Genomic DNA, 22,220 nt, shown 5'->3' with positions numbered 1-22,220 from the left:
AAACGGTCTGATAAATAAGGATCTGAATATTGAAACTGCGGATTTTTATTCGCTTTGTAATAAGACAGTTCCAGACGTAGATTCTTTGAGAATGGAGTTTCTATAAAAGTAAAACAAGCAATACATGATGAGCAGCAGTCATCATTGCAGGATGATTTCTTTTGATCTTCCTGATGATCTTTTGAAGAATGGTTTTTGCAACAATCACTTTTTTTGGACTCTTCTTTACAGCAGGTTTTCTGCATAGATTGTGCATAGAAGCTGTCTTTAGGAACTAAGAAAATTCCTAAACAAAAAACTATCGTCAGTATGTGAAACAGCTTCATATCTGCAAAAGTACAAAATTTATGGTAAAGGATCACCAACTTTTATGGAGCAACTATGCCATGGCTCTCCGTGAGCCGGATTTATTTTTGGTTTTTCTCCCATTGCAAGGTTTGTTTCTGCAGGAGCTGGTGTAGGGGTTACCTGTACTGTATTTTGAGCTGGTTGTGGTGCCGGAGCGGGTTTGCTGTTTAGGGGCTGTCCTACCGGAATATCACATCGATGTCCGGGTTGTCCGTGTGGAGGATTCATTCCAGCAGCAGTTTTGCCTTGCTTCCTATTGTTATCGACGGCTAATTGACCGGGTGATGTTATATTGGGATCAATCTGAATGACATTATTACCTCCTCCCACCGTAATGTTTTGCGCAGCGGCAGGTTGGTTACTTAGAGGTTGTCCTACAGGGATATCACATCGATGACCTGGTTGCCCATGCGGAGGGTTCATACCAGGAGCTGCTGCTACAGGAGTCGGATTGGGATTAGACTGAATTCCCGCCTGATCCATCAATGCTGTTTTAGAGGTTGTATTCATGGCTACATTGGGCTGCTGAACGCCTGCTTCTTCTTTTATATAAGTCGCCTTTTCATCTTTTTTACAAGAGGTCACCAATAATGATATGGCGACCAAACCTAAAAGTGTATTCTTCATATTCATGGGTATAAAACAAAATTAGCAAAACATTTCAATTGTTTTGCTAATTTTATATTTATAATTCTGTTTTGGGTTTAATTTTTCACCAAAAGCCTGAATCCTTCGCCATGAACGTTGATGATTTCCAATCCTTCGTCGTCTTTTAATAATTTACGAAGCTTGGCAATATAAACGTCCATACTTCTTGCCGTAAAATAATTTTCTTTTTTCCAGATCTTTCTTAAAGCCAGATCTCTTGGCATGAAATCATTTCTGTGAATACACAGAAGTTTCAATAATTCGTTCTCTTTCGGAGAAAGTTTGTATTCTTTATCACCTACTTTAAGCTGTCTCAGCATAGAGTCGAAGAAAATATTACTGATTTTGAATTGTTCCTGTTCTTCATTTTCCAATGTAGAGCTTCTTTGCAGAATAGCTTTGATTTTATACAAAAGAAGTTCAGTGTCAAAAGGTTTTGTAATATAATCATCAGCTCCCAATTGATATCCTTTTAAGATATCCTCTCTCATATTTCTGGCAGTAAGGAAAATGATAGGCGTATTTTTATCAATCTTTTTCACATCCTCAGCTAATGAAAATCCGTCTTTTTTAGGCATCATCACATCGAATATACAGATGTCGAATTCATTTTCTGTAAATTCTTTAAGTCCTTGTTCTCCGTCTGTAGCAAGGGTAACTTCAAAATTATTGATCGTTAAATAATCTTTAAGCACCGCCCCGAAGCTCTGATCGTCCTCTACTAATAATATTCTGTTGCTCATAATTTTAATAATTAAATTAATAATTAAGAATGAACTTCTTCACTCTATCTTCCTATATTTTGTTATTGGGTTCTTATTTTATAATTGATGAATAATACTTGATAATTGATGTCCAGTTTTTATATCAAATATTACTTATCATTTATATTTTCAGCTCATTGGCAGTTTTATTGTAAATGTACTTCCGTTCCCTTTATGGGAGTCTACGATAATCTGTCCTTTATGCAGTTCTACAATTTTTTTAACATAAGAAAGGCCTAAACCTTGTCCTTTTACATTATGAATATTTCCGGTCTCTTCCCTAAAGAATTTCTCGAAAATTTTAGTTTTATTCTGGGTCTCCATCCCCATCCCTTTATCAGAAATCTCAATCACATACCAATGTCCCTCATTTCTGGTTTCTACATGAATTTCAGGAGCTTCCGGTGAATACTTATTGGCATTGTCCAGAAGATTAACCAGCATATTGGAGATATGAAATTCGTCTATTTTAAAGTTATAATGAGTCGCATTAAATTGTTGGGTTAGTGAACCATTTCTCTGTTGTACAATCAGGTTGAAAGATTCTGTAGTTCTTTTAATGAGTTCTCTTACGTTGGTTTCCTTTAAAAATAATTCCACCTCATTTCTTTCAAGTTTAGACATATTAAGGACATTTTCCACTTGTTTTTTCATCCTTAAATTCTCCTGTTTGATGAGTTCTGAATAATATTTTACTTTATCGGGATTTGTTGCAATTTTATCGTTGGCTAAAGAATCCGTTGCCACGGAAATGGTAGCTAAGGGGGTCTTGAATTCATGAGACATATTGTTGATAAAGTCTGTTTTTACTTCTGCAAGCTTTTTTTGCTTCATCATATAATTGATGGAAATGATATAAATCCCAAGTATGGTAAGTAGAGAAAGGAAGGTTCCCAAAAGCATCGGCCAGTTATTCATTGCGAGAGAATATTCTTTCTTGGGAAAGACTAAGGCGAGGCTGTATAAAGTGTTCTTTTTGTCTGTAAAAAGAGGGTAGATGTAGGTATTGTTGTCTTTTTTCTCTTTATATGTCTTATTGACAATGCTCGTCAGTTTACTGTTTTTGTCAAGAACTCCGTATCCGAATTTTGCAGTGATTCCTCTTATTTTCAACTCTTTGGTAATCACAGAATCAAGGATTGCAGGATCTACTCTCTTAGTGATGGGAAGATTGTTTCCGTATACCTTGACAAATTCCTTCATGGAGTAGACTCCGTTATCAATATCCTGATTGATATCTGCCGTAAGAAGTTCACGGTTGGTAGTGTCTCTTTTTATTTTATAAGCAGCTTCGTCAGTGTATAAAGTGGTTAATTTTACAGAATCTCCCTTCTGAGAAATGGGAAGCTGTGTTTTTGATATAATATTTTTAGAGTAGATTATTTGTCTTTGAGTTCCTGAATCCTCTACTTGCTGAATTGTTGTAAGAGAAGGTTCTTTGCTATTGGCAATAATATTTTTTCTGAAGTCTTTGTAATCCTGATTTAAATATTTGTCGGCTTCGATTTCTTCAATACTTTTTGAAGTGCTTTCTAATACAGAATAAACCTTATTCTGAAAATCCTGATCCAAAGCACCGTAATAGCCTTTCAGCCAATAAAATTGGAGCGTAACAAAGACAATCAGCGAGATCGTCATAAACACCGAAATTATTGGGATGAATTTATTATTCATTATGTAATTATATATATATTGGAAAAATGAATGTTAAAATTAATTGTTTTAAGACTACGTAAACAAAAAACGAGCCAAAAAATTGTATTTTTTTTCTTAAAAGAGTGTTTTTTAACAATTATTTATGAATTATTGGGAAGTTGTCATATGAAAAGTCCCGTCAGCAAATAAAGCATTACCTTTATTAAAAATAATTATTTATGGAAACTAATATCATTTTCAATAAAGATTTTGATTCGGGCAGCGCTTATGTAATGAAAATTTACAATGCCGATGTTTCAAAAGTGTGGAATTATTTTACCCAATCCGAATTGTTGGACCAGTGGTGGGGACCAAAACCATGGAGATGTGAGACGATACAACAGAATTTTGAAAAAGAGGGAGTTTGGTTGTATACCATGATAGGGCCAAATGGAGAAAAAGCAGGATATTCCCGATCCAGATATGGAGAAATTATGGAACACAGAAGTATAGAATGGGCAAGTGCTTTTTGTGATGAACACGGAAATGTGAGCGATGACGCACCACAATCACAATGGTTGATTGGATTCACGGGAGTAGAAGAAGGAACGAAAATAACAATCAATATTCATTACCCTTCTCAGGAGGTCATGAAAAAAATGTTTGATATGGGCTTTGAAGAAGGGTTTACAATAGGTCTGAACCAGCTTGAAGAGATTCTGAAATAAAGAAAAACAAATTCTAAAATTGCCTTTATATGTGAAAATATAAAAAAGCTTGGATATTTTTCCAAGCTTTTATTTTTATAATAATTCCTCTTCCTGAAAATATTGAATAATCGCCTTTTTCATAAGCAGGGTCTGCTCATTAGGTTTTAATTCCGGGAGCTCTTCCAGAGTCTCAAACTGTGGCCACCCATCCTCATAATGGGTAAATTTATAATATCCAAAGGGTTCAAGTAATCTACATACCGCAATATGAATAAGGTTTACTTTATCCTCTTTTGTATATTTCTGTTGCCCGCTACCCAGTTCCTGTAGTCCTATCAGAAACAATAGTGTTTCAATAGGCGGATTCTTCTCTGTTTGAAAATTGTCTTCGAAGAATTGTTCTATTTTTTTCCAGTATTCAGCTTCGTTGATCATCATTTAATCTTTTATCCATTATCATTTATTTTCAACAAAAATGCATATTCTAATGCATCTTCTTTCAGCGATTCAAATCTTCCGCTTGCACCGCCGTGCCCAGAGCTCATGTCTGTTTTGAAAATTAAAATATTATTATCTGTCTTTAATTCTCTTAGTTTGGCTGTCCATTTTGCCGGCTCCCAATATTGTACCTGCGAATCATGAAGTCCCGTTGTAATCAACATATGAGGATAATCTTTGGCTTCTACATTATCATAAGGAGAGTAATCTTTCATATAATAGTAATACTCTTTATCATTAGGATTTCCCCATTCATCATATTCTCCTGTTGTTAAGGGGATGGTATCATCAAGCATAGTGCTTACCACATCTACAAAAGGAACCTGTGCGACAATTCCGTTGAAGAGCTGTGGTTCATAATTAACAACAGCACCCACCAGAAGGCCTCCTGCGCTTCCACCCATTGCATATAGATGTTTTGATGAAGTGTAATTCTCCTTTATCAAATACTTCCCGGCATCAATAAAATCAAAGAACGTATTTTTCTTGAATAACATCTTCCCATCCTCGTACCACTCTCTTCCCAGATATTCTCCACCACGGATGTGGGCAATTGCGTAAATAAAGCCACGATCCAGGATTGATAGTCTTACATTGGAGAAACTGGCATCTACGGTGTGCCCGTAACTTCCATATCCATAGAGAAGAAGAGGTGTGTCTGCAGATTTCTTCGTGTCTTTATGGTAAACAAGAGAAATCGGGACTTTGGTTTTTCCGTCTCTTGAATCTGCCCAGATTCTCTCAGAAATATAATTTTCCGGAAAGAATTTTCCGCCCAAAACTTCCTGTTGCTTTAGAAGTATTGTGGTTTTTTCTTTCATATTATATTCATATGTAGAGCTGGGTTGAGTTAATGAAGTGTATCCGTAACGCAGGACTTCAGTGTCAAACTCAAGGTTGATCCCAATATAAGCTGTGTAAGTAGGATCTGAGAAAGGTAAATAATAAGACTCCTGAGTTTTCTCATCAATTATTTTGATCTGTAGTAAACCTCTTTCTCTTTCCTCCAGCACAAGATAATCTTTAAAAATCTCAAAACCTTCTAATAAAACTTCAGCACGGTGGGGGATAACATCCACCCAATTTGCCATACCGCAGTTGTTGATCTTTGTTTTTACAATTTTAAAATTAATGGCGTCGTCAGCATTGGTAATAATGTAGAATTCATCTTCATAATGCTCTACAGAATATTCAAGGTCATCAATTCTTGGCTGAATGACAGTCCATTCTGCAAAAACATTATCAGAAGGAATAAAACGATGTTCATCAGAAATTGTACTGGAACTTGCAATGAATATATATTGCAATGATTTTGTTTTAAAAACATTGACATCAAAAGTTTCATCCTCTTCATGAAAGATAAGAACATCTTCTGAAGCGTCTGTTCCCAGTTTATGTCGGTACACCTGAAATGCCCGAAGACTTTTATCTTTTCTGATATAAAAAACATGCTTGTTATCATTAGCCCAAACGGCTTTTCCTGTTGTGTTGGGGATAACATCGGGAAGAATTTCTCCGGTTTTTAAGTTTTTAAAATTTAAAGTATAAATTCTTCTTCCTACATTATCGGCAGAGAAAGAAGCCAGCTCATTACTAGGACTTACCGCTACGCTCCCTACTTCAAAATAGTTTTCACCTTCTGCTAAAATATTAACATCAAGCACTATTTCTTCCTGATTATCCAGGCTGCTAAATTTTCTGCAGAAAATAGGATATTCCTTACCTTCTTCGTACCGTACAATATACCAGTATTCGTTGAAGAAATAAGGAAGGGACTCGTCATCTTTTTTATAACGGGCTTTCATTTCTTCAAAAAGCTCTTCCTGAAGTTGTTCTGTATCTTTCATGACGAATTCTTCATAAGCATTCTCTTCTTCAAGATATTTGATGACCTCGGGGTTTTCCCTTTCATTAAGCCAGAAGTAATTATCTGTTCTTCTGTCGCCGTGAGTTTCTAGTATTTTTTCTATTTTTTTTGCCTGTGGAGCTTTCATCCGAATATTTTAATATGTTGCGTCTGACATTTATGAAGTGCTGTATGCAGACGTTTTGTTTCAATGTTAATTCTTGTTCAAATATAAGAAAGGCTATCAAACTTTTGATAGCCTTTTCACTAATATTGGATAATAAGGTTATTTTTTTATTGTTTTAATTGTTTTGATACTGCCGTCTTTCATTTTTAAAGTAACGAAATATAAACCTTCTTTTAAATCTTTCAGGTATAAAGAAGAGGTTGGTTTTTCAATCGTTTTCACCAATTTTCCTGAAGTATCTGTAATCGAAATTGATTGTACACCGGATATGTCAGAGATGGTAAGCTGATCACTAAAAGGGTTCGGAGATGCAGTGATTTTCTTTTTGTTGTCAGCGACTTCCTGAGTGGATAGCAGAGTATCATCATAGGCTGAAATCTGGAACTCTCCGTTATCTGTGGAAGAACTGTATTTCCAAACATTGATATATAAAGTAGATCCCGGAGTTTGCCCGGTTAAAGTAAGTATTGAGAAATATCCGTCACCACTATCCTCATCACAACCAACTTCTGTTAAGGATCCACATGTACCACTATAAACGCTCAATACACTGTCGTCAAAATCAGAACCTGAAACCTGCTGGGTTTCTATCTTTAGATTTCCGCTTTGTGGCACTGTTACTGTAAACCACACATTTTCTACGGCATCTGAATTACATGGAGGTAAAGAGCCGTCTGTAGTTGCTCCCACATTAGTGACAGTAGTTGCTCCTGATGCGAAATCAGTTCCAGGAGTTAAAGGTATTGCTCCAGAGCAATTGTCATTGGCTGGCGGGATAGGGTCATAAGCTGAAATCTGAAACTCTCCGCTATCTGTAGTGTCACTGTATTTCCATACATTAATATACAAAGTAGATCCCGGAGTTTGTCCGGTTAAAGAAATTGATGAGAAATACCCCGAGCCTCCATCATCATCACAGTCGATTTCATTTAAAGCTCCACATGTTCCGCTATAAACATTAAGTACCGTGTCGTCAAAGGTAGAACCTGAAGCTTCATTGGTTTCAATCTTCAGATTTCCACTTTGGGGTACCACAACTTTAAACCATACATTTTCTACTGCGTCTGAATTACATGAAGGCGCAGAGCCGTCGGTGGTCGCTCCGGTATTGTTTGCTGTGATTGCTCCCGATGTGAAATCAGTTCCAACAGTTAGGGAGATGGCTCCTGTACAATCGTCATTTTGTGCATGTACAAATACAATTGTGAATAAGAATAAAGAGAATAGTAATTTTTTCATATTGAAAGTTTTACTAAATGTAATAAAAATCTACTAAATGTGAAAAAATAATATTATAATGTGTTGATTTTTACTATTTAAAGAATAGTTTAAACTTTTTTATATAAAAAAACCATCTTTTCCTAAAAAAAGATGGTTGTATGTATTTGTATTGAATGCCTATTTGTGAAGCGCTTTAATATACTTTTCCAGAGCCATTGTCATGGAAGGAGTCTCCTTAGTTGGAGCCATTAAATCTACCTTTAATCCGGCTTCCTCTGCAGCAGCTAAAGTCGTATTTCCAAAAACTCCGATTTTTGTTTCATCCTGTTTGAAATCCGGGAAGTTTTGTTGTAAAGATTTGATTCCTTGAGGGCTGAAGAAGATCAACATATCATAATCTTTAATGTTGATGTCTGTAAGGTCACTACATACCGTACGGTACATGATGGCTCTTGTCCACTCTACATTAGCAGAATCTAAAGTTTTTACAATATCCGGGCTTAAAACATCAGAAGATGGCAACAAATACTTTTCAGTCGGGAATTTTTTGAAAAGAGGTAACAGGTCAGAGAAATTTTTCTCTCCGAAGCTGATTTTTCTTTTTCTGTACACAATGTGCTTCTGAAGATAGTTGGCAATTGCTTCCGACTGACAGATGTATCGCATCGTATCCGGAACAGCAAAGCGCAGTTCTTCTGCAAGCCTGAAATAATGGTCAATCGCATTTTTACTGGTAAAGATAATACCTGTATATTGCGTTAGATCTATTTTTTGTGTTCTAAGTTCTTTATTGTCAACTCCTTCAACGTGGATAAATGGACGGAAATCAATCTTTATTTTTTCCTTCTTCGCTATATCCAAATATGGAGAAGACTCACTAGGCGCTGGTTGAGAAACCAATATGGACTTTATTCTCATCATTGACTTTTATTAAAAAAATAACAACTTCCAAAGCAGTAATAATGGTGCGATTTGGAGGGTGCAAATATACAAAAATTTATAATACCATTTCTCCGGAAGAATCTTGTTCTTGTGAAATAAATAGAAAAATACTTTGAAAACGAATACAAAAGAAAAGAAGAAGACGTAATATAAAAACATTTTATTTCTGTCAATAGGGAAGTAATAATGGGATACACACAAAATTATTAACAAAAATGACAGGATAAAATAGAATTTAGTACAGGTGAAATAAAATATCGACCATTTTTTTCCATCTCCAATACTTTGATAAAATAAAAAACCTAAAGCTGATTTTATGATATAAAAAAATAGGATAGCGAGTAAAGTATATCCAAATTTATTCAATTGGTGTCCAAAAAGTTGAAGATCTGCAATATATTTCGGAACAATAGGAATATACTGCGAAATTAAAACGGATAAAGTAAGTGTCGTCACACAGGAAGTGATGATCCAGCTGGGCAGGTTGTTACTTGCGTCAAAATATTTTTGAAGCAAAAAATCTTTAAGACTGGCATCTCTTTCTACAATATTCATCATGAAAACATATAAAAATATACAGCCTACAAGTATAAAAATGACCCAATCATTATTTTCAGGTATTCTTATATGATTAACGAAGTTTTGTGACGATGGCAAAATTTAATTTTTTATTGTTTCTTATTTAACATTAAATAACACAAATTTGGCATAGATTTCTTTATTGCTTGATCCATGAAAATTAATGCTAAAACCTATTCCCTTTCAGATTTTGGACGGAACTCAGATTTATTAATAAAAGTCTATGTTTCAATCGCATGATCTTTGAAAAAGATTTTTGCAAAATTATAGATTATTTTGTATAAAATAAAAAGGTTAAATAAACTATCTTTGCAAACTGAAATGAAAAAACTCGTCATCATCCCGACTTACAACGAAAAGGAAAATATTAAAAATATTATTTCCGCGGTTTTCGCATTGGAAGATGACTTTCATATTCTGGTAGTGGATGACTCTTCTCCGGATGGAACAGCAGAGATTGTAAAGGAATTACAAAAGAAGTATCCACATTATCTGCATTTGTCGATAAGACATGTGAAAGATGGTTTGGGGAAGGCATATATCCATGGTTTTAAGTGGGCGATCGAAAATAAATATGATTACATTTTTGAAATGGATGCTGATTTTTCACACAACCCAAATGATTTGCCTAAGCTTTTCGAAGCTTGCCTGAATGCAGACATGGCGATTGGCTCAAGGTATTCTAAAGGAGTGAATGTGGTCAATTGGCCAATGGGAAGAGTTTTGCTTTCTTATTTTGCTTCAAAATATGTACGGTTTGTTCTGGGACTTCCTATCTACGATACAACGGCAGGATTTGTTTGCTTCTCCAGAAGAGTTCTGGAAGAAATAGGGCTGGATACTGTAAAATTGAAAGGATATGGATTTCAGATAGAAATGAAGTTCAGGGCATATAAAAAGAATTTCAAAATTGTAGAAGTTCCTATTATATTTACCAACAGGATTCTGGGGGAAAGTAAGATGAATGGAGGAATTATCCACGAAGCTGTTTTTGGTGTTTTAAACTTAAAATGGAAATCAATCATCAACAAACTATAAAATACAAAGCCTGAAACGATGGAGCCAAGCTTCAAGTGATCATTAAAAAATATAAAAGTAAACTGATGAAAAAGCTGACCTTTATTTTTGTTTTGCTGAGTCTGTTTTCATGCAAAGATTTTATCGATAAGCCTAAAAATCTGATCGATGAGAAAGTTATGGCTGAAGTGATTGCAGATCTTATGCTCAATGAACAGGCTACTTTCATGTATCAGAATAAAAATCTGGAAGCAGGGACAAGATTCATTCTGAAATCTCATCATGTAAAATCGGAAGATTTTGTTGAAAGCTTTAAATACTATACTATTAAAGAAAAAATGGAGGGGATCACCAGTGATGCACAGGAAATTCTGATGAAAAAAGATCCGAAAGCCGAACAATATATAAAGGATAAAATGAATCAGAACGGAAGCATGCAGCCTTTAGTAAGGTAATGATGATTCCCGGATAAAAAAGTTAACCACGGAAGCGGAGAACAAAAAAGTACTTAGAATGAAATTTTTTAATATAGAAAAAACCTCTGAAGGGAAAGCAAGAGCAGGGGAAATTACCACAGATCACGGAAAAATTCAAACGCCTATTTTTATGCCTGTGGGAACTGTGGCAAGTGTGAAAACAGTCCATCAGAGAGAATTAAAAGAAGACATAAAAGCTCAGATTATCCTGGGTAATACTTACCATCTTTATCTTCGTCCCGGTATGGAGACTATGCAGGCTGCAGGTGGGTTACATAAATTTATGAACTGGGATCTTCCTATTCTTACAGATTCCGGAGGCTTTCAGGTGTTCTCGTTGGCGAGTAACAGAAAAATGACAGAAGAAGGAGCAAGGTTCAAGTCTCATATTGACGGAAGCTATCATATGTTTTCTCCGGAAAGATCCATGGAAATCCAAAGACAGATCGGAGCTGATATTTTCATGGCTTTTGACGAATGTACGCCTTATCCTTGTGAATATAACCAGGCAAAATCATCTATGGAGCTTACACACCGTTGGTTAAAAAGATGTATTGAATGGACCAATGATAATCCTGAACTATACGGTCATAAGCAAAGACTTTTCCCGATTGTTCAGGGATCAACCTACTCAGATTTAAGAAAAATTTCTGCTGAAGTAATTTCTGAAGCGGGAGCTGAAGGAAATGCAATCGGAGGGCTTTCTGTAGGAGAGCCGGAAGAGGAAATGTACAGAATCACGGATGAAGTAACAGATATTCTTCCAAAAGAAAAACCAAGATATCTAATGGGTGTTGGGACACCATGGAATATTCTGGAATCCATCGGCCTTGGAATTGATATGATGGATTGCGTTATGCCGACAAGAAACGCGAGAAATGCTATGCTTTTCACATGGAAGGGGGTAATGAACCTTAAAAATGAGAAATGGAAACAAGATTTCTCTCCTTTAGACGAATTTGGTGCCAGCTTTGTAGATCAGGAATATTCAAAAGCGTATCTTCGTCACTTGTTTGTGTCTAAAGAATATCTGGCAAAGCAAATAGCTTCTATCCATAATCTTGCATTCTACCTTGATTTGGTGAAAGTAGCGAGAGAGCATATCATAGCGGGAGATTTTTATGAATGGAAAAATTCTGTAGTTCCGGTTCTTAGACAAAGACTATAAAAAACTTATGATCAAAATTGTAGACAAGTATATCATCAAAAAATACCTTGGAACCTTTAGTTTCATGCTGGTGCTATTGTCTATAGTAGTACTTGTAATTGATGTTCAGCAGAAGATTCCAAGGATAGAGAATGCCAAGGCGATTGATCCGAAACTTGACCTGACGTACTTCCTTATTCATTTTTATCCTTTCTGGATCGTAAACCTGGTGGTAACATTCTTGTCTATTTTGGTGTTTATTACCGTAATTTATTTCACCTCCAGAATGGCCAACAATACAGAAATTGTTGCCATTATCAGTAGTGGTGCAAGCTTTCACCGGTTTGCAAAACCTTATCTCTATACTTCAATTTTGATTGCTTGTATGGCTCTTTTGGTGTATCACATGATTCTTCCGTGGGCTAATATTAAAAAAAATGAACTGGAAGCTTATACCTATAATGCAGCCAATAAAGAAAGGATTTTAGGTACAGCACCGGCTTCTTCACAGCTCAGTAAGACGGAGTATATTTTTGTCGATTCGTGGAATAAAAGAGAAAGAAGGGGATCAAGCTTTGTGTATCAGAAGTTTGATAAAGACCGTAGAATGGTATACGAACTAAAAGCAAGTGAAGTATATTGGGATAGTGCCAAAAAACAGTTTGTTTTAAATAATTACTACGAAAAGACCATCAATAAGGACAACTCTGAGAAGTTGGGTAATGGTGTTGAGTTGAGAAAAAATTATAGCCATTCTCCGGAAGAGCTTTTCCCTAATGAACTTCTGGGACAAAATAAAACAACTCCGGAACTTTTAAAATTTATCGAAAGAGAAAAGGCCAGGGGAAACAGTAACCTGAATTCTTATCTGAACGAGCTCCATCAAAGAACATCGATGCCTGTCTCTATTATCATTCTTACCTTTCTGGCGCTTTCCTTATCTTCTCAGAAGAAAAGAGGAGGATTGGGGATTAACCTTGCAATAGGAATTTCATTAGCCTTTCTTTTCGTGTTCTCATTTGAAGCCTTAAAAGTAGTTTCAGAAAATAAAAGTTTGCCACCTGCTTTAGCCATGTGGCTCCCTAACCTGGTATTCCTGCCGCTTACTCTTTATCTTTATCTTAAAAGAGCCAATCAGTAAGATCAGTAAAGGAGCTTTACTTCTTTGTGATAAAAAGAGCGTATCCCGTCATTTTCCAGTTCAATCCAGATCTCACCGTTTTTATCTGCATTTCGGATAATGCCATTTTGTCGTGCTTTTTCAATTTCAAATACAGAAATCTCATCCTTACGGAATAAATTCTTATTGAAGCTGTCCACAATTTCTTCTTCGGATGGAATGTTTTTTAATTTTTCACACAAAAATTCATGAAGCTGAAAGGTAAGCTCTTTAAGGTCAAATTCTTTTCCTGTCTGGGTCAGGAGTGAGCCTGCACTCGATATGGTGTCAAATTTGTCCTGAAGGATATTGATGCCTGCTCCTATAATGAAATAATTATTTTGATTAATTTTTTTCTTTTCTATTAAAATTCCAACGATTTTTTTACCTTTAAGGATGATATCATTCGGCCATTTAATTTTTACATCATAATCAGCCAAATTGGCAAGGAAATCTCTGATAATAATTGCGGTATAATAATTGAATATAAAGTCGGAGCACAGGATGTTTTGAGTATTCACTGCCAGCGTATACGCCAGATTTTTTTCGGCAGTCTGAGTCCACACATTTCCATATTGACCACGACCTTTTGTCTGATTAAAAGTATGCAATCCTATAAAATCTGAATTTTCATAAAGTAAAAACTTTGATATTTCGTCATTAGTAGAAGAACACTCTTTTAGGTAGAACAGTTGGCTCATTTAAGAAAACTTTAAGACATTAAGAGGGTAAAAGTAAGGTTAAAGTAAAGAAAAAACAATAAATTTGCAGATTATAGTATTTTTTTAATGAATAAAACAGCAGAAAAACAAGCACTAATAGATAAAATCGTTGAAGCACTTCAAGATGTAAAAGGTGAAGATATTATGATCTTCGATCTTTCAAAGATTGAAAATTCAGTAGCAGAGACGTTCGTAATATGTAGCGGAAACTCAAATACACAAGTATCTGCACTCGCAGGAAGTGTAGAAAAAAAAGTAAGAAATGATCTTAAAGACAGACCTTGGCACGTAGAAGGTACAGAAAACTCAATGTGGGTACTGGTAGATTACGTTTCAGTGGTAGTTCATATTTTCCAGAAAGAGGTACGTGAGTACTACGATATAGAAGAGCTTTGGGGTGACGCAGTCATTACCAAAATTGAAAATTAATTATAAATTTTAAAAAGTATAAATGAATAACAAAGGATTCAACTGGTTCTTTCCTATTGCAATCATAGCTCTTTTGCTATTTTTTGGCTCCAATTTCTTAGGAGGTGATAGTGCAAAATCTATTGATGAAGATGGTTTCTTTAGAGAAATGCAGGCGGGGAAAGTCCAGAATATAATTATATATAAAGACACTGAGAAAGCTGATGTTTTCCTTACAAAGGCAGCAAAGACGGCGATGGTAAATAAATCTGCCAATCAAAATAATCCTCTTTCTGCATTCGAAATGGCTCCTAAAGCAGATTTTTCTGTAAAATATGGAGACCTGCAGCTTTTCCTTCAAAAATTTGAACAAATCAAGGGAACCAATCCGGCGATTACAACGACAAAAGACTACGGAGCAGGTAAAAACCCGTTCATGGATATTCTGGTGTCTGCATTAATCTGGATTGCTATTCTGGGATTATTCTACTTCCTTCTTTTCAGAAAGATGGGGGGAGGAGGAGGTCCTGGCGGACAAATCTTCTCCATCGGGAAATCTAAAGCAAAGCTTTTTGATGAAAAAGAGAGAATTCAGGTAACATTCAAAGATGTTGCAGGTTTGGAGGGTGCTAAAGAAGAAGTACAGGAAGTTGTTGATTTCTTGAAAAATTCTGAAAAATATACCAAATTAGGAGGTAAAATTCCGAAAGGTGTCCTTCTGGTAGGTCCTCCGGGAACTGGTAAAACCTTATTGGCCAAAGCGGTTGCTGGGGAAGCTAAAGTTCCGTTCTTTTCACTTTCAGGTTCTGATTTCGTAGAAATGTTCGTGGGAGTAGGTGCTTCCAGAGTAAGAGACCTTTTTGCACAGGCAAAAGCAAAATCTCCGGCAATTATTTTTATTGATGAGATTGATGCTATCGGACGTGCCAGGGGAAAAAATAATTTCTCAGGGGGTAACGACGAAAGAGAAAATACCCTTAACCAACTTCTTACTGAAATGGATGGTTTTGGAACTGATGTTAATGTCATTGTGATGGCTGCAACCAACAGGGCAGATATCCTTGATAAAGCATTGATGAGAGCCGGACGTTTTGACCGTTCGATCTATGTAGACCTTCCGGAATTGCATGAAAGAAGACAGATCTTTGATGTTCATTTGAAGAAAATCAAACTGGATGACAATGTTGATAGAGATTTCTTGGCAAAACAAACTCCCGGATTCAGTGGGGCAGATATTGCTAACGTTTGTAATGAAGCAGCATTGATCGCCGCAAGATATAATCATACTTCTGTTACAAAACAGGATTTCCTTGATGCTGTTGACAGAATCATCGGAGGACTTGAAAAGAAAAATATGGCCATTAAGCCATCTGAGAAAAAAAGAGTGGCTTACCATGAGGCAGGACACGCTACGATTTCCTGGCTGGTAGAACATGCCTCTCCACTTTTAAAAGTAACAATTGTTCCAAGAGGACGTTCATTAGGGGCAGCGTGGTATCTTCCTGAGGAAAGACAACTTACCACTACTGAGCAAATGTTGGATGAAATGTGTGCAACTTTAGGAGGAAGAGCAGCAGAGCAGGTTATTTTCAATAATATCTCAACAGGAGCCCTTTCTGATTTGGAAACGGTAACGAAGAGAGCTCAGGCGATGGTTACGATTTACGGATTGAGCCCGAATATTGGAAATATTTCTTACTATGATAGTTCAGGTCAATCTGAATATTCTTTTGGAAAACCTTATTCTGAAGAAACGGCTACTAAAATTGATGTAGAGATTAAATCAATCATTGAAAATCAATACGAGAGAGCAGTTAGAATTCTTGAAGAAAATAAAGGGAAGCTTGATGCTTTGGCCAATAAGCTTTTAGAAAAAGAAGTGATCTTCCGTGAAGACTTAGAAGAAATCTTTGGTAAAAGAGCATGGGATCCTGAATTGACAGAGAAACCGGTTACCAACACCATTCCTGAGAAAGAACAACAGGAGATATTGGAAACACCTCAAATTAAAGAAAAAGCAGAGGAAAGCGAAATACAGGCTCCTGAAAGCCCCACACAACTTTAAAAAACCTCTGAAATAGGATAAATTAAACCTGACAACTTTAAAATTGTCAGGTTTTTTCATATTTAAAGAGACATTTTTGGAATCTATTGTAATTTATTTTCTATTTTTGTATAAAGTTGACTAAAAATAGATTAAGTTGAATTTATTCAAGAGGATTGTAAGCAAACTTACCAACCAGCCTGAGGAAGAGGACAAACAGAGCCTGGAGAAGCTTGGGGATTCGCTCAAAAATGCGGATCTCGACTATAAGTTTGCGCAATTATTTACGCATTCGGGGGGATTTTTTAATTATTGTGCAGATGAAGCGGAGGCTCTACAAACTTTAAATCAAATTATCAAAATAGAAGGTATAAGAGATCTTTTCTGTTGGGATAAAGAACTTCAGAACTTTTTAAATGTTGTGAAGTCTCCCTATACCTCAGAATTGCAACCGTCTAATGATGCGGCATTCATTACCTGTGAATACCTGATCGCATATGATGGAAGGATTATGCTTTCTCATAATAATATTCTTCATTATCATTCTTCAAGGCTACCCGATAGAATTATTATCATCGCCAATGTTTCACAGATTGTAAACAACCTGAATGATGCCATGGGGAAAATAAAAAGGAACGGAAATATCAAGAACCTTACTTCCATCAGTGGAAGCCAATCAAAGATGGACAGTTCTTCAAATTCCAATACCAAATTGTTTTTATTACTGCTTGAAGATTAAGCACCACTTCTAAATTTTAAATTTTGGACAAAAACCTTATTCAAAGAACCATTTCAGGTCTGGTATATGTAGCCGTTATCATTCTTTGTACTACTCCATTGGGAGCACAGTTGATCAATACTATTTTCCCTGGCCTTATCCAACAGCAATATCTATATCATGGATTAATGAGCTTGTTGCTGGTCGTAGGAACCTGGGAATGTATCAAAATCATGAAGTTTGGAAAAGGATATGAAAAATGGGTTGTTTTTCCATTGGTTATTTTTATCTTCTATATTTTTTCCAAAAGATATTTTCATCACGATTTCTTTTTTGATTTCCGATTGAGTGAAATTCTCGCTTTGGCGTTAATTGGGATTGCTGTAGTTACTTTATTTAAATATCCTAACGAATTATATTTCGACAGCGGGAAACTTATTTTTACGGTTATTTATGTAGCTCTACCGTTCAGCTTTGCTTTAGGGCTGCCAAGGTTCTCAAGTTATAATGATACCTTCTCTCTGGAAGTTCTTTTCCTTTTTATTCTGATCTGGAGTAGCGATACGTTTGCTTATCTGGTAGGAAAATTCTTTGGAAAACATAAAATGGCACCCAAAATTTCTCCTAAGAAAACATGGGAGGGATATGCAGGAGGTGTAGTGTTGACATTGGTTTTATCTTATTTTATTGAACATTACCAACCCGAGCTCAGAGGAAACTGGATGGTAGTAGGGTTTTTAGTGGCTGCCTTTGCCCCGTTAGGGGATCTGGTGGAGAGCCAGCTGAAGAGAAATTTTGGGGTAAAAGACAGTGGAAACATCATTCCGGGGCATGGTGGCATTTTAGATAGGCTGGATAGTTTCATAATCTGTGTTCCTGTCGTATATTTGTACTTTATTTTAGAAAAATTTATATAGTCTCATGAAATTGCATAGAGAATCAAAAGGAACAATTACCGTAGCAACGATCCTTTTTTTAATATTGGGAGCTTTAGCTATTTACTTCCTTAAAATATGGTCACTAGTGATCATCATGCCTTTGTTGGTTATTTACTGTCTTGTATTCTGGTTTTTCAGGGTGCCTGATCGTAGTATTCTTGATCACAAAGAAAACGTAATAGCACCAGTTGACGGAAAAGTCGTAATGATCAAGGAGGTAGATGAAAATGAGTTTCTTCAGGGGAAGGCAATTCAGGTTTCTATTTTTATGTCTCCATTGAATGTGCATATTTGTAGATATCCGGTTACCGGAAAAGTGATCTACAAAAAGTATCACCCTGGAAAATACCTGGTAGCATGGCATGAAAAGTCTTCTACAGAAAATGAAAGAACAACTGTAGCGGTAGAAACTTTAACGAATCACAAAGTGGTGTTCAGACAGATTGCAGGATATGTGGCAAGAAGGATTGTTTTCTACTGTAATGAAGGCGATAAAGCAAAAGCCGGGCATGAGTTCGGATTTATTAAATTCGGATCAAGAATGGATGTGTTCCTGCCTTTGGATACTGAGATTATCTGTAAGATCGGAGATATCACAAAAGGTGGCCTGGATGTTATTGCCAAATTGAAAAACTAAGGGTTATCAAACATTATAAAAAAAGACCATTCTGATAAGGATGGTCTTTTTATTTTGATACAAGTGAATAGCAATGTAATAGTTTTTAAAAACCGGAACTATATCCGGTTTTAATTGTATAGTAGATACAAAGACCCCAAAACTAGGCTTAAGCCTTTATATACTGTTTTATCTCATCCAGCAAGCTCATAATAAACTCTGCAGGTATATCTTCTTCAACATCAATTAAGAGGATTTTAAACTTCTTTCTGCCATCCTGGGTCAATTCAGGATAATCCAGTTTGTCACCATGATAAAAGCTGATATAATGTTTCTTGTATTTTTTGCTGTAGTAGAAATAACACAGCATTTTCTTTTTGTACTTGATAAAAGGAAGTCCGAAACTGAAAGTTTCTGTAATGTTTTCTGGATCAGACGCCAGGATCTTCTCACGTAAAAAAAGAAGAGTACTTCTTTCAGGCTCTTCGATTCTGTAGAAATACTCTTGTATAGGATTCATATTTGGCTTAAAATGGTTAGTCGAAATTCTGGAGTTCAACCAGTTTGTTATACATTCCTTTTTTAGCAATAAGATCATGGTGGGTACCTTGCTCTACAATATCGCCTTTTTCCATGACCACAATCCAATCTGCTTTCTGGATGGTTGAAAGTCGGTGGGCAATGACTAAAGACGTTCTGTTTTCCATCATTTTCTCTAAAGCATCCTGTACAAATCTTTCTGATTCCGTATCCAGGGCAGATGTTGCTTCATCAAGGATCATAATGGGTGGATTTTTCAATACGGCTCTTGCAATAGAAACCCTCTGTTTCTGCCCTCCAGACAACTTATTCCCGTCGTCCCCGATATTGGTATCATATCCTTCCGAAAGATTGGTAATAAAGTCATCGGCATTGGCAATTTTAGCAGCGGCGATGACCTCTTCTCTCGTAGCGTCAGGTTTACCCATTAAAATATTATTATACACCGAATCATTGAATAACACAGACTCCTGGGTTACCATTCCCAAAAGCTTACGATATTCCTGTAATTTCAGATGTTTAATATCGGTTCCGTCAATCAGAATTTCTCCTTCCGAAACATCATAGAATCTGGCTAAAAGGTTGGCAATGGTTGTTTTGCCACTTCCACTTTGTCCCACTAACGCAACGGTTTTTCCTTTCTGAATGGTCAGATTGAAATTTTTAAGAATTAAATTAGATTTATCATAGTAGAATCCAATGTTTTTAAACTCTATATTATTCTGCAAAGTTGAAATAGAAACCGGTTCTGCAACTTCTTCAATTTTTACATCTGCATCCAGAATTTCCAATACTCTTTTCAGAGAAGCTTCTCCTTTCTGCACATTGGAAATGGAAGTTGATAAACTTTTTGCAGGGGGAAGAATCTGAAAGAATAATCCAAGGAAAACAAGGAAGTCGGCAGGAGAAATGCTTTGCTCAACAATGATTTGTTTTCCTCCGTACCATGCAATGATTAAGAAGGTGATAGAGCCTAAAAATTCGCTCATCGGAGATGCTAATTCTTTCTTTCTTCCCAAACTGATAGAGCTGGAGATCCATTTATTCATAGACTTCATAAAACGGTTGTCCATGATCTTTTCTGCATTAAAAATTTTAATGACTTTTGAAGATTTCAGGGTTTCATCTACGATTGAAAAGATCGTTCCCATTTCATTTTGTGCCTCATGTGAATCTTTCTTAAGGCTTTTTCCTACCAGGGCAATCATGGTTCCCATTACAGGTAATACCAGCAATGAAAAAAGGGTCATTTCAGCACTTAAGAAAAATAAGCTCACTAGTGTACTGATCAACATAAACGGAGCATTGATCAGTTCAACCAGACTTCCTAATATATTCCCTTCAACTTCGCCTACATCATTAGACATACGAGACATTAAATCTCCTTTTCTGCTTTCTGTAAAAAATGAAACAGGTAAAGAAAGTACTTTTCTGTACATGGCTCCACGAAGGTCTTTGGTAACTCCTACACGATAATTGATCAACAGGAAAGCGCCAAAATATCTAAACATATTTCTCAATAAGAACATGAATGCAGTGATGATACACAGCCATGCAAGTACCTTAAGGGCGCCATATTCACCAACAAGATTTTGAATATAGTAGTTAGAGTAATCTTTCACATACGAGAAGAAATCGAGGAACTCTCCTGAATAAACGGGGGCTGTCTCATATTTCTCAGGCTTAATCGTTCCAAAAAGCATTCCCAATACCGGTAAAATAGTACCTAAGGAAGCAATCTGAAATACGGAATACAGAATATTGAAAAATAAACTTCCGTAGATATATTTTTGATGCGGTCTCGCGAACTTTAAGATTTTTTTATATTCGTTCATTCAATGAAAAAATTGGATAGCAAAATTACGTAAAATTAAAAGATAAGACGTTCTTAATCCTATTTTACTTTAATTAATATGTTTTAAAGAAGATGTTTTTGTTACAACTGAAGGTGATCTCTTTATGATTTTTGCGGGATAGAGAATATGATCAGGTATCAGGACAGTATTGGCGAAAAAAATAAACCGCCTTATCGACGGTTTATATGATGATAAAACTAATTATATTTTACCTGATCATTGTATTTCGGGGAGAAATTTTGACGATTTAATTTTTCCAGAGTTTTCCCAAAATTGTTGATGATTTGAGTCATATTGTCAAAATCAACAATAGAAATATCATCATTTTCGTGATGATAATGGGTGGCCTTACTCATATCAACCGTTGAAAAGGAGTGGGCAATGATTTTCTTTTTTACAAAGCTTACATTGTCTGATCGATAGAATAATTGTTCTCTTGCATAAGGATCAGCGTTTATTTTTAATCCGTTTACTGCATTTTTGTTAAATAATTCATCCAGATCTGAAAATCCGTCTCCCGTCATGTACAGTGCATTTTTGCCCCATTGAGATTCTGTAGCAACCATTTCAAAATTGAAAAGAGCAGTCATATGATGATAGATCATATCAAGGTTTTTATCCTGAGATATTGCTGTTGATCCTAGCATTCCTTTTTCTTCTCCATTGAATGCCATGAAAACCATAGAGAAATCTGGTTTTTTATTTTTAAAATAATCTGCAATACCTACCAAAGTAGTAATTCCACTAGCATCATCATCTGCGCCATTGTAGATATTATCTCCGCTGCTATTACTGGTGCCGATATGGTCAAAATGCCCTGAGAAACCTAAATACTTATCCGTCTTTCCTTTTTTTACACCACATACATTATAGACTTTTTTACCTTTGTAATCGAAAGGAATCAAATAAGAATTTCCGGTACAATAGTCGAGATTGTTTTCTTTAAAAAGTGTAGCAATATATTGGGTCGCATTTTCGTTTTCAGGAGTCCCGATTTCCCGTCCTTTCATTTCATCAGAGGCCAATGTTGATAGAATGGTTTTTACTCTTTCTTTTGAAACTTCCTGTGCAAAGGTAAATATGGAGAATAGCGATAATGTAAGATAGGTTAGCTTTTTCATTGTCTTTAATTAATGGTTATTTAATGTGTCGTGACTTTTACTGAAAAGTTGCAGGAAGGTACATAAATAAATTGAGGTAA

General features: G+C 35.8%; 23 protein-coding genes. 10 read left to right on the top strand and 13 right to left on the bottom strand.

Annotated elements, in window-relative coordinates; translation table 11 throughout:
• Nucleotides 1-100: 100 nt before the first annotated feature.
• The 4 genes from C1631_RS24145 to C1631_RS17130 all read right to left on the bottom strand — a co-directional run bounded on the left by C1631_RS24145 (nucleotide 101) and on the right by C1631_RS17130 (nucleotide 3,434).
• On the bottom strand, nucleotides 101-256 hold the full coding sequence (locus C1631_RS24145) for a hypothetical protein (RefSeq protein ID WP_165828323.1): 156 nt from the start codon (nucleotides 254-256) through the stop codon (nucleotides 101-103).
• 89 nt (nucleotides 257-345) lie between these two features.
• Complete coding sequence (locus C1631_RS17140) at nucleotides 346-975, bottom strand: hypothetical protein (RefSeq protein ID WP_228441300.1); 630 nt, start codon at nucleotides 973-975, stop codon at nucleotides 346-348.
• A 77-nt stretch (nucleotides 976-1,052) separates the two neighbouring features.
• Complete coding sequence (locus tag C1631_RS17135; protein ID WP_002982671.1) at nucleotides 1,053-1,739, bottom strand: response regulator transcription factor; 687 nt, start codon at nucleotides 1,737-1,739, stop codon at nucleotides 1,053-1,055.
• A 150-nt stretch (nucleotides 1,740-1,889) separates the two neighbouring features.
• Nucleotides 1,890-3,434, bottom strand: coding sequence for a sensor histidine kinase (locus C1631_RS17130; protein WP_103247577.1), 1,545 nt, complete (start codon nucleotides 3,432-3,434; stop codon nucleotides 1,890-1,892).
• Between the two features lie 200 nt (nucleotides 3,435-3,634).
• Between C1631_RS17130 and C1631_RS17125 the strand changes: the two genes are divergently transcribed.
• Nucleotides 3,635-4,123 carry an SRPBCC family protein gene (locus tag C1631_RS17125; RefSeq protein WP_109713536.1) on the top strand — a complete coding sequence of 163 codons (489 nt, stop codon included), beginning with the start codon at nucleotides 3,635-3,637 and terminating at the stop codon, nucleotides 4,121-4,123.
• Between the two features lie 75 nt (nucleotides 4,124-4,198).
• Here the strand turns inward: C1631_RS17125 and C1631_RS17120 are convergent, their stop codons facing one another.
• The 5 genes from C1631_RS17120 to C1631_RS17100 all read right to left on the bottom strand — a co-directional run bounded on the left by C1631_RS17120 (nucleotide 4,199) and on the right by C1631_RS17100 (nucleotide 9,456).
• Nucleotides 4,199-4,540 carry a hypothetical protein gene (locus C1631_RS17120; protein ID WP_228441362.1) on the bottom strand — a complete coding sequence of 114 codons (342 nt, stop codon included), beginning with the start codon at nucleotides 4,538-4,540 and terminating at the stop codon, nucleotides 4,199-4,201.
• A gap of 11 nt (nucleotides 4,541-4,551) precedes the next feature.
• Complete coding sequence (locus tag C1631_RS17115) at nucleotides 4,552-6,597, bottom strand: S9 family peptidase (protein ID WP_109713534.1); 2,046 nt, start codon at nucleotides 6,595-6,597, stop codon at nucleotides 4,552-4,554.
• Nucleotides 6,598-6,735: 138 nt separating this feature from the next.
• Entirely contained in the window at nucleotides 6,736-7,875 is a 1,140-nt protein-coding gene (locus tag C1631_RS17110; RefSeq protein ID WP_103247580.1) for a T9SS type A sorting domain-containing protein, read from the bottom strand.
• A 159-nt stretch (nucleotides 7,876-8,034) separates the two neighbouring features.
• Nucleotides 8,035-8,775 carry a uroporphyrinogen-III synthase gene (locus tag C1631_RS17105; RefSeq protein ID WP_034721908.1) on the bottom strand — a complete coding sequence of 247 codons (741 nt, stop codon included), beginning with the start codon at nucleotides 8,773-8,775 and terminating at the stop codon, nucleotides 8,035-8,037.
• 12 nt (nucleotides 8,776-8,787) lie between these two features.
• Entirely contained in the window at nucleotides 8,788-9,456 is a 669-nt protein-coding gene (locus C1631_RS17100) for a DUF4271 domain-containing protein (protein WP_109713532.1), read from the bottom strand.
• Between the two features lie 243 nt (nucleotides 9,457-9,699).
• On the opposite strand from C1631_RS17100, the gene C1631_RS17095 reads away from it, so the two are divergent.
• From C1631_RS17095 to C1631_RS17080, 4 genes are all read left to right on the top strand, one after another.
• On the top strand, nucleotides 9,700-10,416 hold the full coding sequence (locus C1631_RS17095) for a polyprenol monophosphomannose synthase (RefSeq protein WP_109713530.1): 717 nt from the start codon (nucleotides 9,700-9,702) through the stop codon (nucleotides 10,414-10,416).
• A 65-nt stretch (nucleotides 10,417-10,481) separates the two neighbouring features.
• A complete protein-coding gene (locus C1631_RS17090; RefSeq protein WP_103247971.1) occupies nucleotides 10,482-10,850 on the top strand; it encodes a DUF4296 domain-containing protein in 369 nt (122 codons plus the stop codon).
• Between the two features lie 58 nt (nucleotides 10,851-10,908).
• On the top strand, nucleotides 10,909-12,039 hold the full coding sequence (gene tgt, locus C1631_RS17085; protein WP_109713528.1) for a tRNA guanosine(34) transglycosylase Tgt: 1,131 nt from the start codon (nucleotides 10,909-10,911) through the stop codon (nucleotides 12,037-12,039).
• Between the two features lie 10 nt (nucleotides 12,040-12,049).
• Nucleotides 12,050-13,159 (top strand): LptF/LptG family permease, encoded by a 1,110-nt coding sequence (locus C1631_RS17080; protein ID WP_103247982.1) that lies wholly within the window; start codon nucleotides 12,050-12,052, stop codon nucleotides 13,157-13,159.
• 2 nt (nucleotides 13,160-13,161) lie between these two features.
• Here C1631_RS17080 and C1631_RS17075 read toward each other — a convergent pair whose 3' ends face one another.
• Nucleotides 13,162-13,878: a biotin--[acetyl-CoA-carboxylase] ligase gene (locus C1631_RS17075; protein WP_109713526.1), complete on the bottom strand. Its 717-nt coding sequence runs from the start codon at nucleotides 13,876-13,878 to the stop codon at nucleotides 13,162-13,164.
• Between the two features lie 87 nt (nucleotides 13,879-13,965).
• Between C1631_RS17075 and rsfS the strand changes: the two genes are divergently transcribed.
• The 5 genes from rsfS (at nucleotide 13,966) to C1631_RS17050 (ending at nucleotide 18,644) form a co-directional block, all read left to right on the top strand.
• The gene (gene rsfS / locus C1631_RS17070) at nucleotides 13,966-14,328 is read left to right on the top strand and encodes a ribosome silencing factor (RefSeq protein ID WP_103247966.1); all 363 of its coding nucleotides are present in this window, start codon (nucleotides 13,966-13,968) and stop codon (nucleotides 14,326-14,328) included.
• Nucleotides 14,329-14,350: 22 nt separating this feature from the next.
• On the top strand, nucleotides 14,351-16,372 hold the full coding sequence (gene ftsH, locus C1631_RS17065; RefSeq protein ID WP_109713524.1) for an ATP-dependent zinc metalloprotease FtsH: 2,022 nt from the start codon (nucleotides 14,351-14,353) through the stop codon (nucleotides 16,370-16,372).
• A 136-nt stretch (nucleotides 16,373-16,508) separates the two neighbouring features.
• A complete protein-coding gene (locus C1631_RS17060) occupies nucleotides 16,509-17,090 on the top strand; it encodes an LUD domain-containing protein (protein ID WP_185144677.1) in 582 nt (193 codons plus the stop codon).
• Between the two features lie 23 nt (nucleotides 17,091-17,113).
• On the top strand, nucleotides 17,114-17,986 hold the full coding sequence (locus C1631_RS17055; RefSeq protein WP_109713522.1) for a phosphatidate cytidylyltransferase: 873 nt from the start codon (nucleotides 17,114-17,116) through the stop codon (nucleotides 17,984-17,986).
• 4 nt (nucleotides 17,987-17,990) lie between these two features.
• Entirely contained in the window at nucleotides 17,991-18,644 is a 654-nt protein-coding gene (locus C1631_RS17050; RefSeq protein ID WP_103247416.1) for a phosphatidylserine decarboxylase family protein, read from the top strand.
• Nucleotides 18,645-18,792: 148 nt separating this feature from the next.
• On the opposite strand, the gene C1631_RS17045 is transcribed toward C1631_RS17050, so the two are convergent.
• The 3 genes from C1631_RS17045 to C1631_RS17035 all read right to left on the bottom strand — a co-directional run bounded on the left by C1631_RS17045 (nucleotide 18,793) and on the right by C1631_RS17035 (nucleotide 22,140).
• A complete protein-coding gene (locus C1631_RS17045; protein ID WP_103247417.1) occupies nucleotides 18,793-19,143 on the bottom strand; it encodes a DUF1801 domain-containing protein in 351 nt (116 codons plus the stop codon).
• Between the two features lie 16 nt (nucleotides 19,144-19,159).
• The gene (locus tag C1631_RS17040) at nucleotides 19,160-20,998 is read right to left on the bottom strand and encodes an ABC transporter ATP-binding protein (protein ID WP_109713520.1); all 1,839 of its coding nucleotides are present in this window, start codon (nucleotides 20,996-20,998) and stop codon (nucleotides 19,160-19,162) included.
• A 218-nt stretch (nucleotides 20,999-21,216) separates the two neighbouring features.
• Nucleotides 21,217-22,140: a M28 family metallopeptidase gene (locus C1631_RS17035; RefSeq protein ID WP_109713518.1), complete on the bottom strand. Its 924-nt coding sequence runs from the start codon at nucleotides 22,138-22,140 to the stop codon at nucleotides 21,217-21,219.
• Nucleotides 22,141-22,220: the final 80 nt, after the last annotated feature.

It is taken from the genome of Chryseobacterium phosphatilyticum, from assembly GCF_002899825.2.
Lineage (GTDB): Bacteria > Bacteroidota > Bacteroidia > Flavobacteriales > Weeksellaceae > Chryseobacterium > Chryseobacterium phosphatilyticum.
The sequence above is the reverse complement of the archived record's forward strand: the minus strand, read 5'-3'. Positions and strand labels throughout refer to the sequence as shown.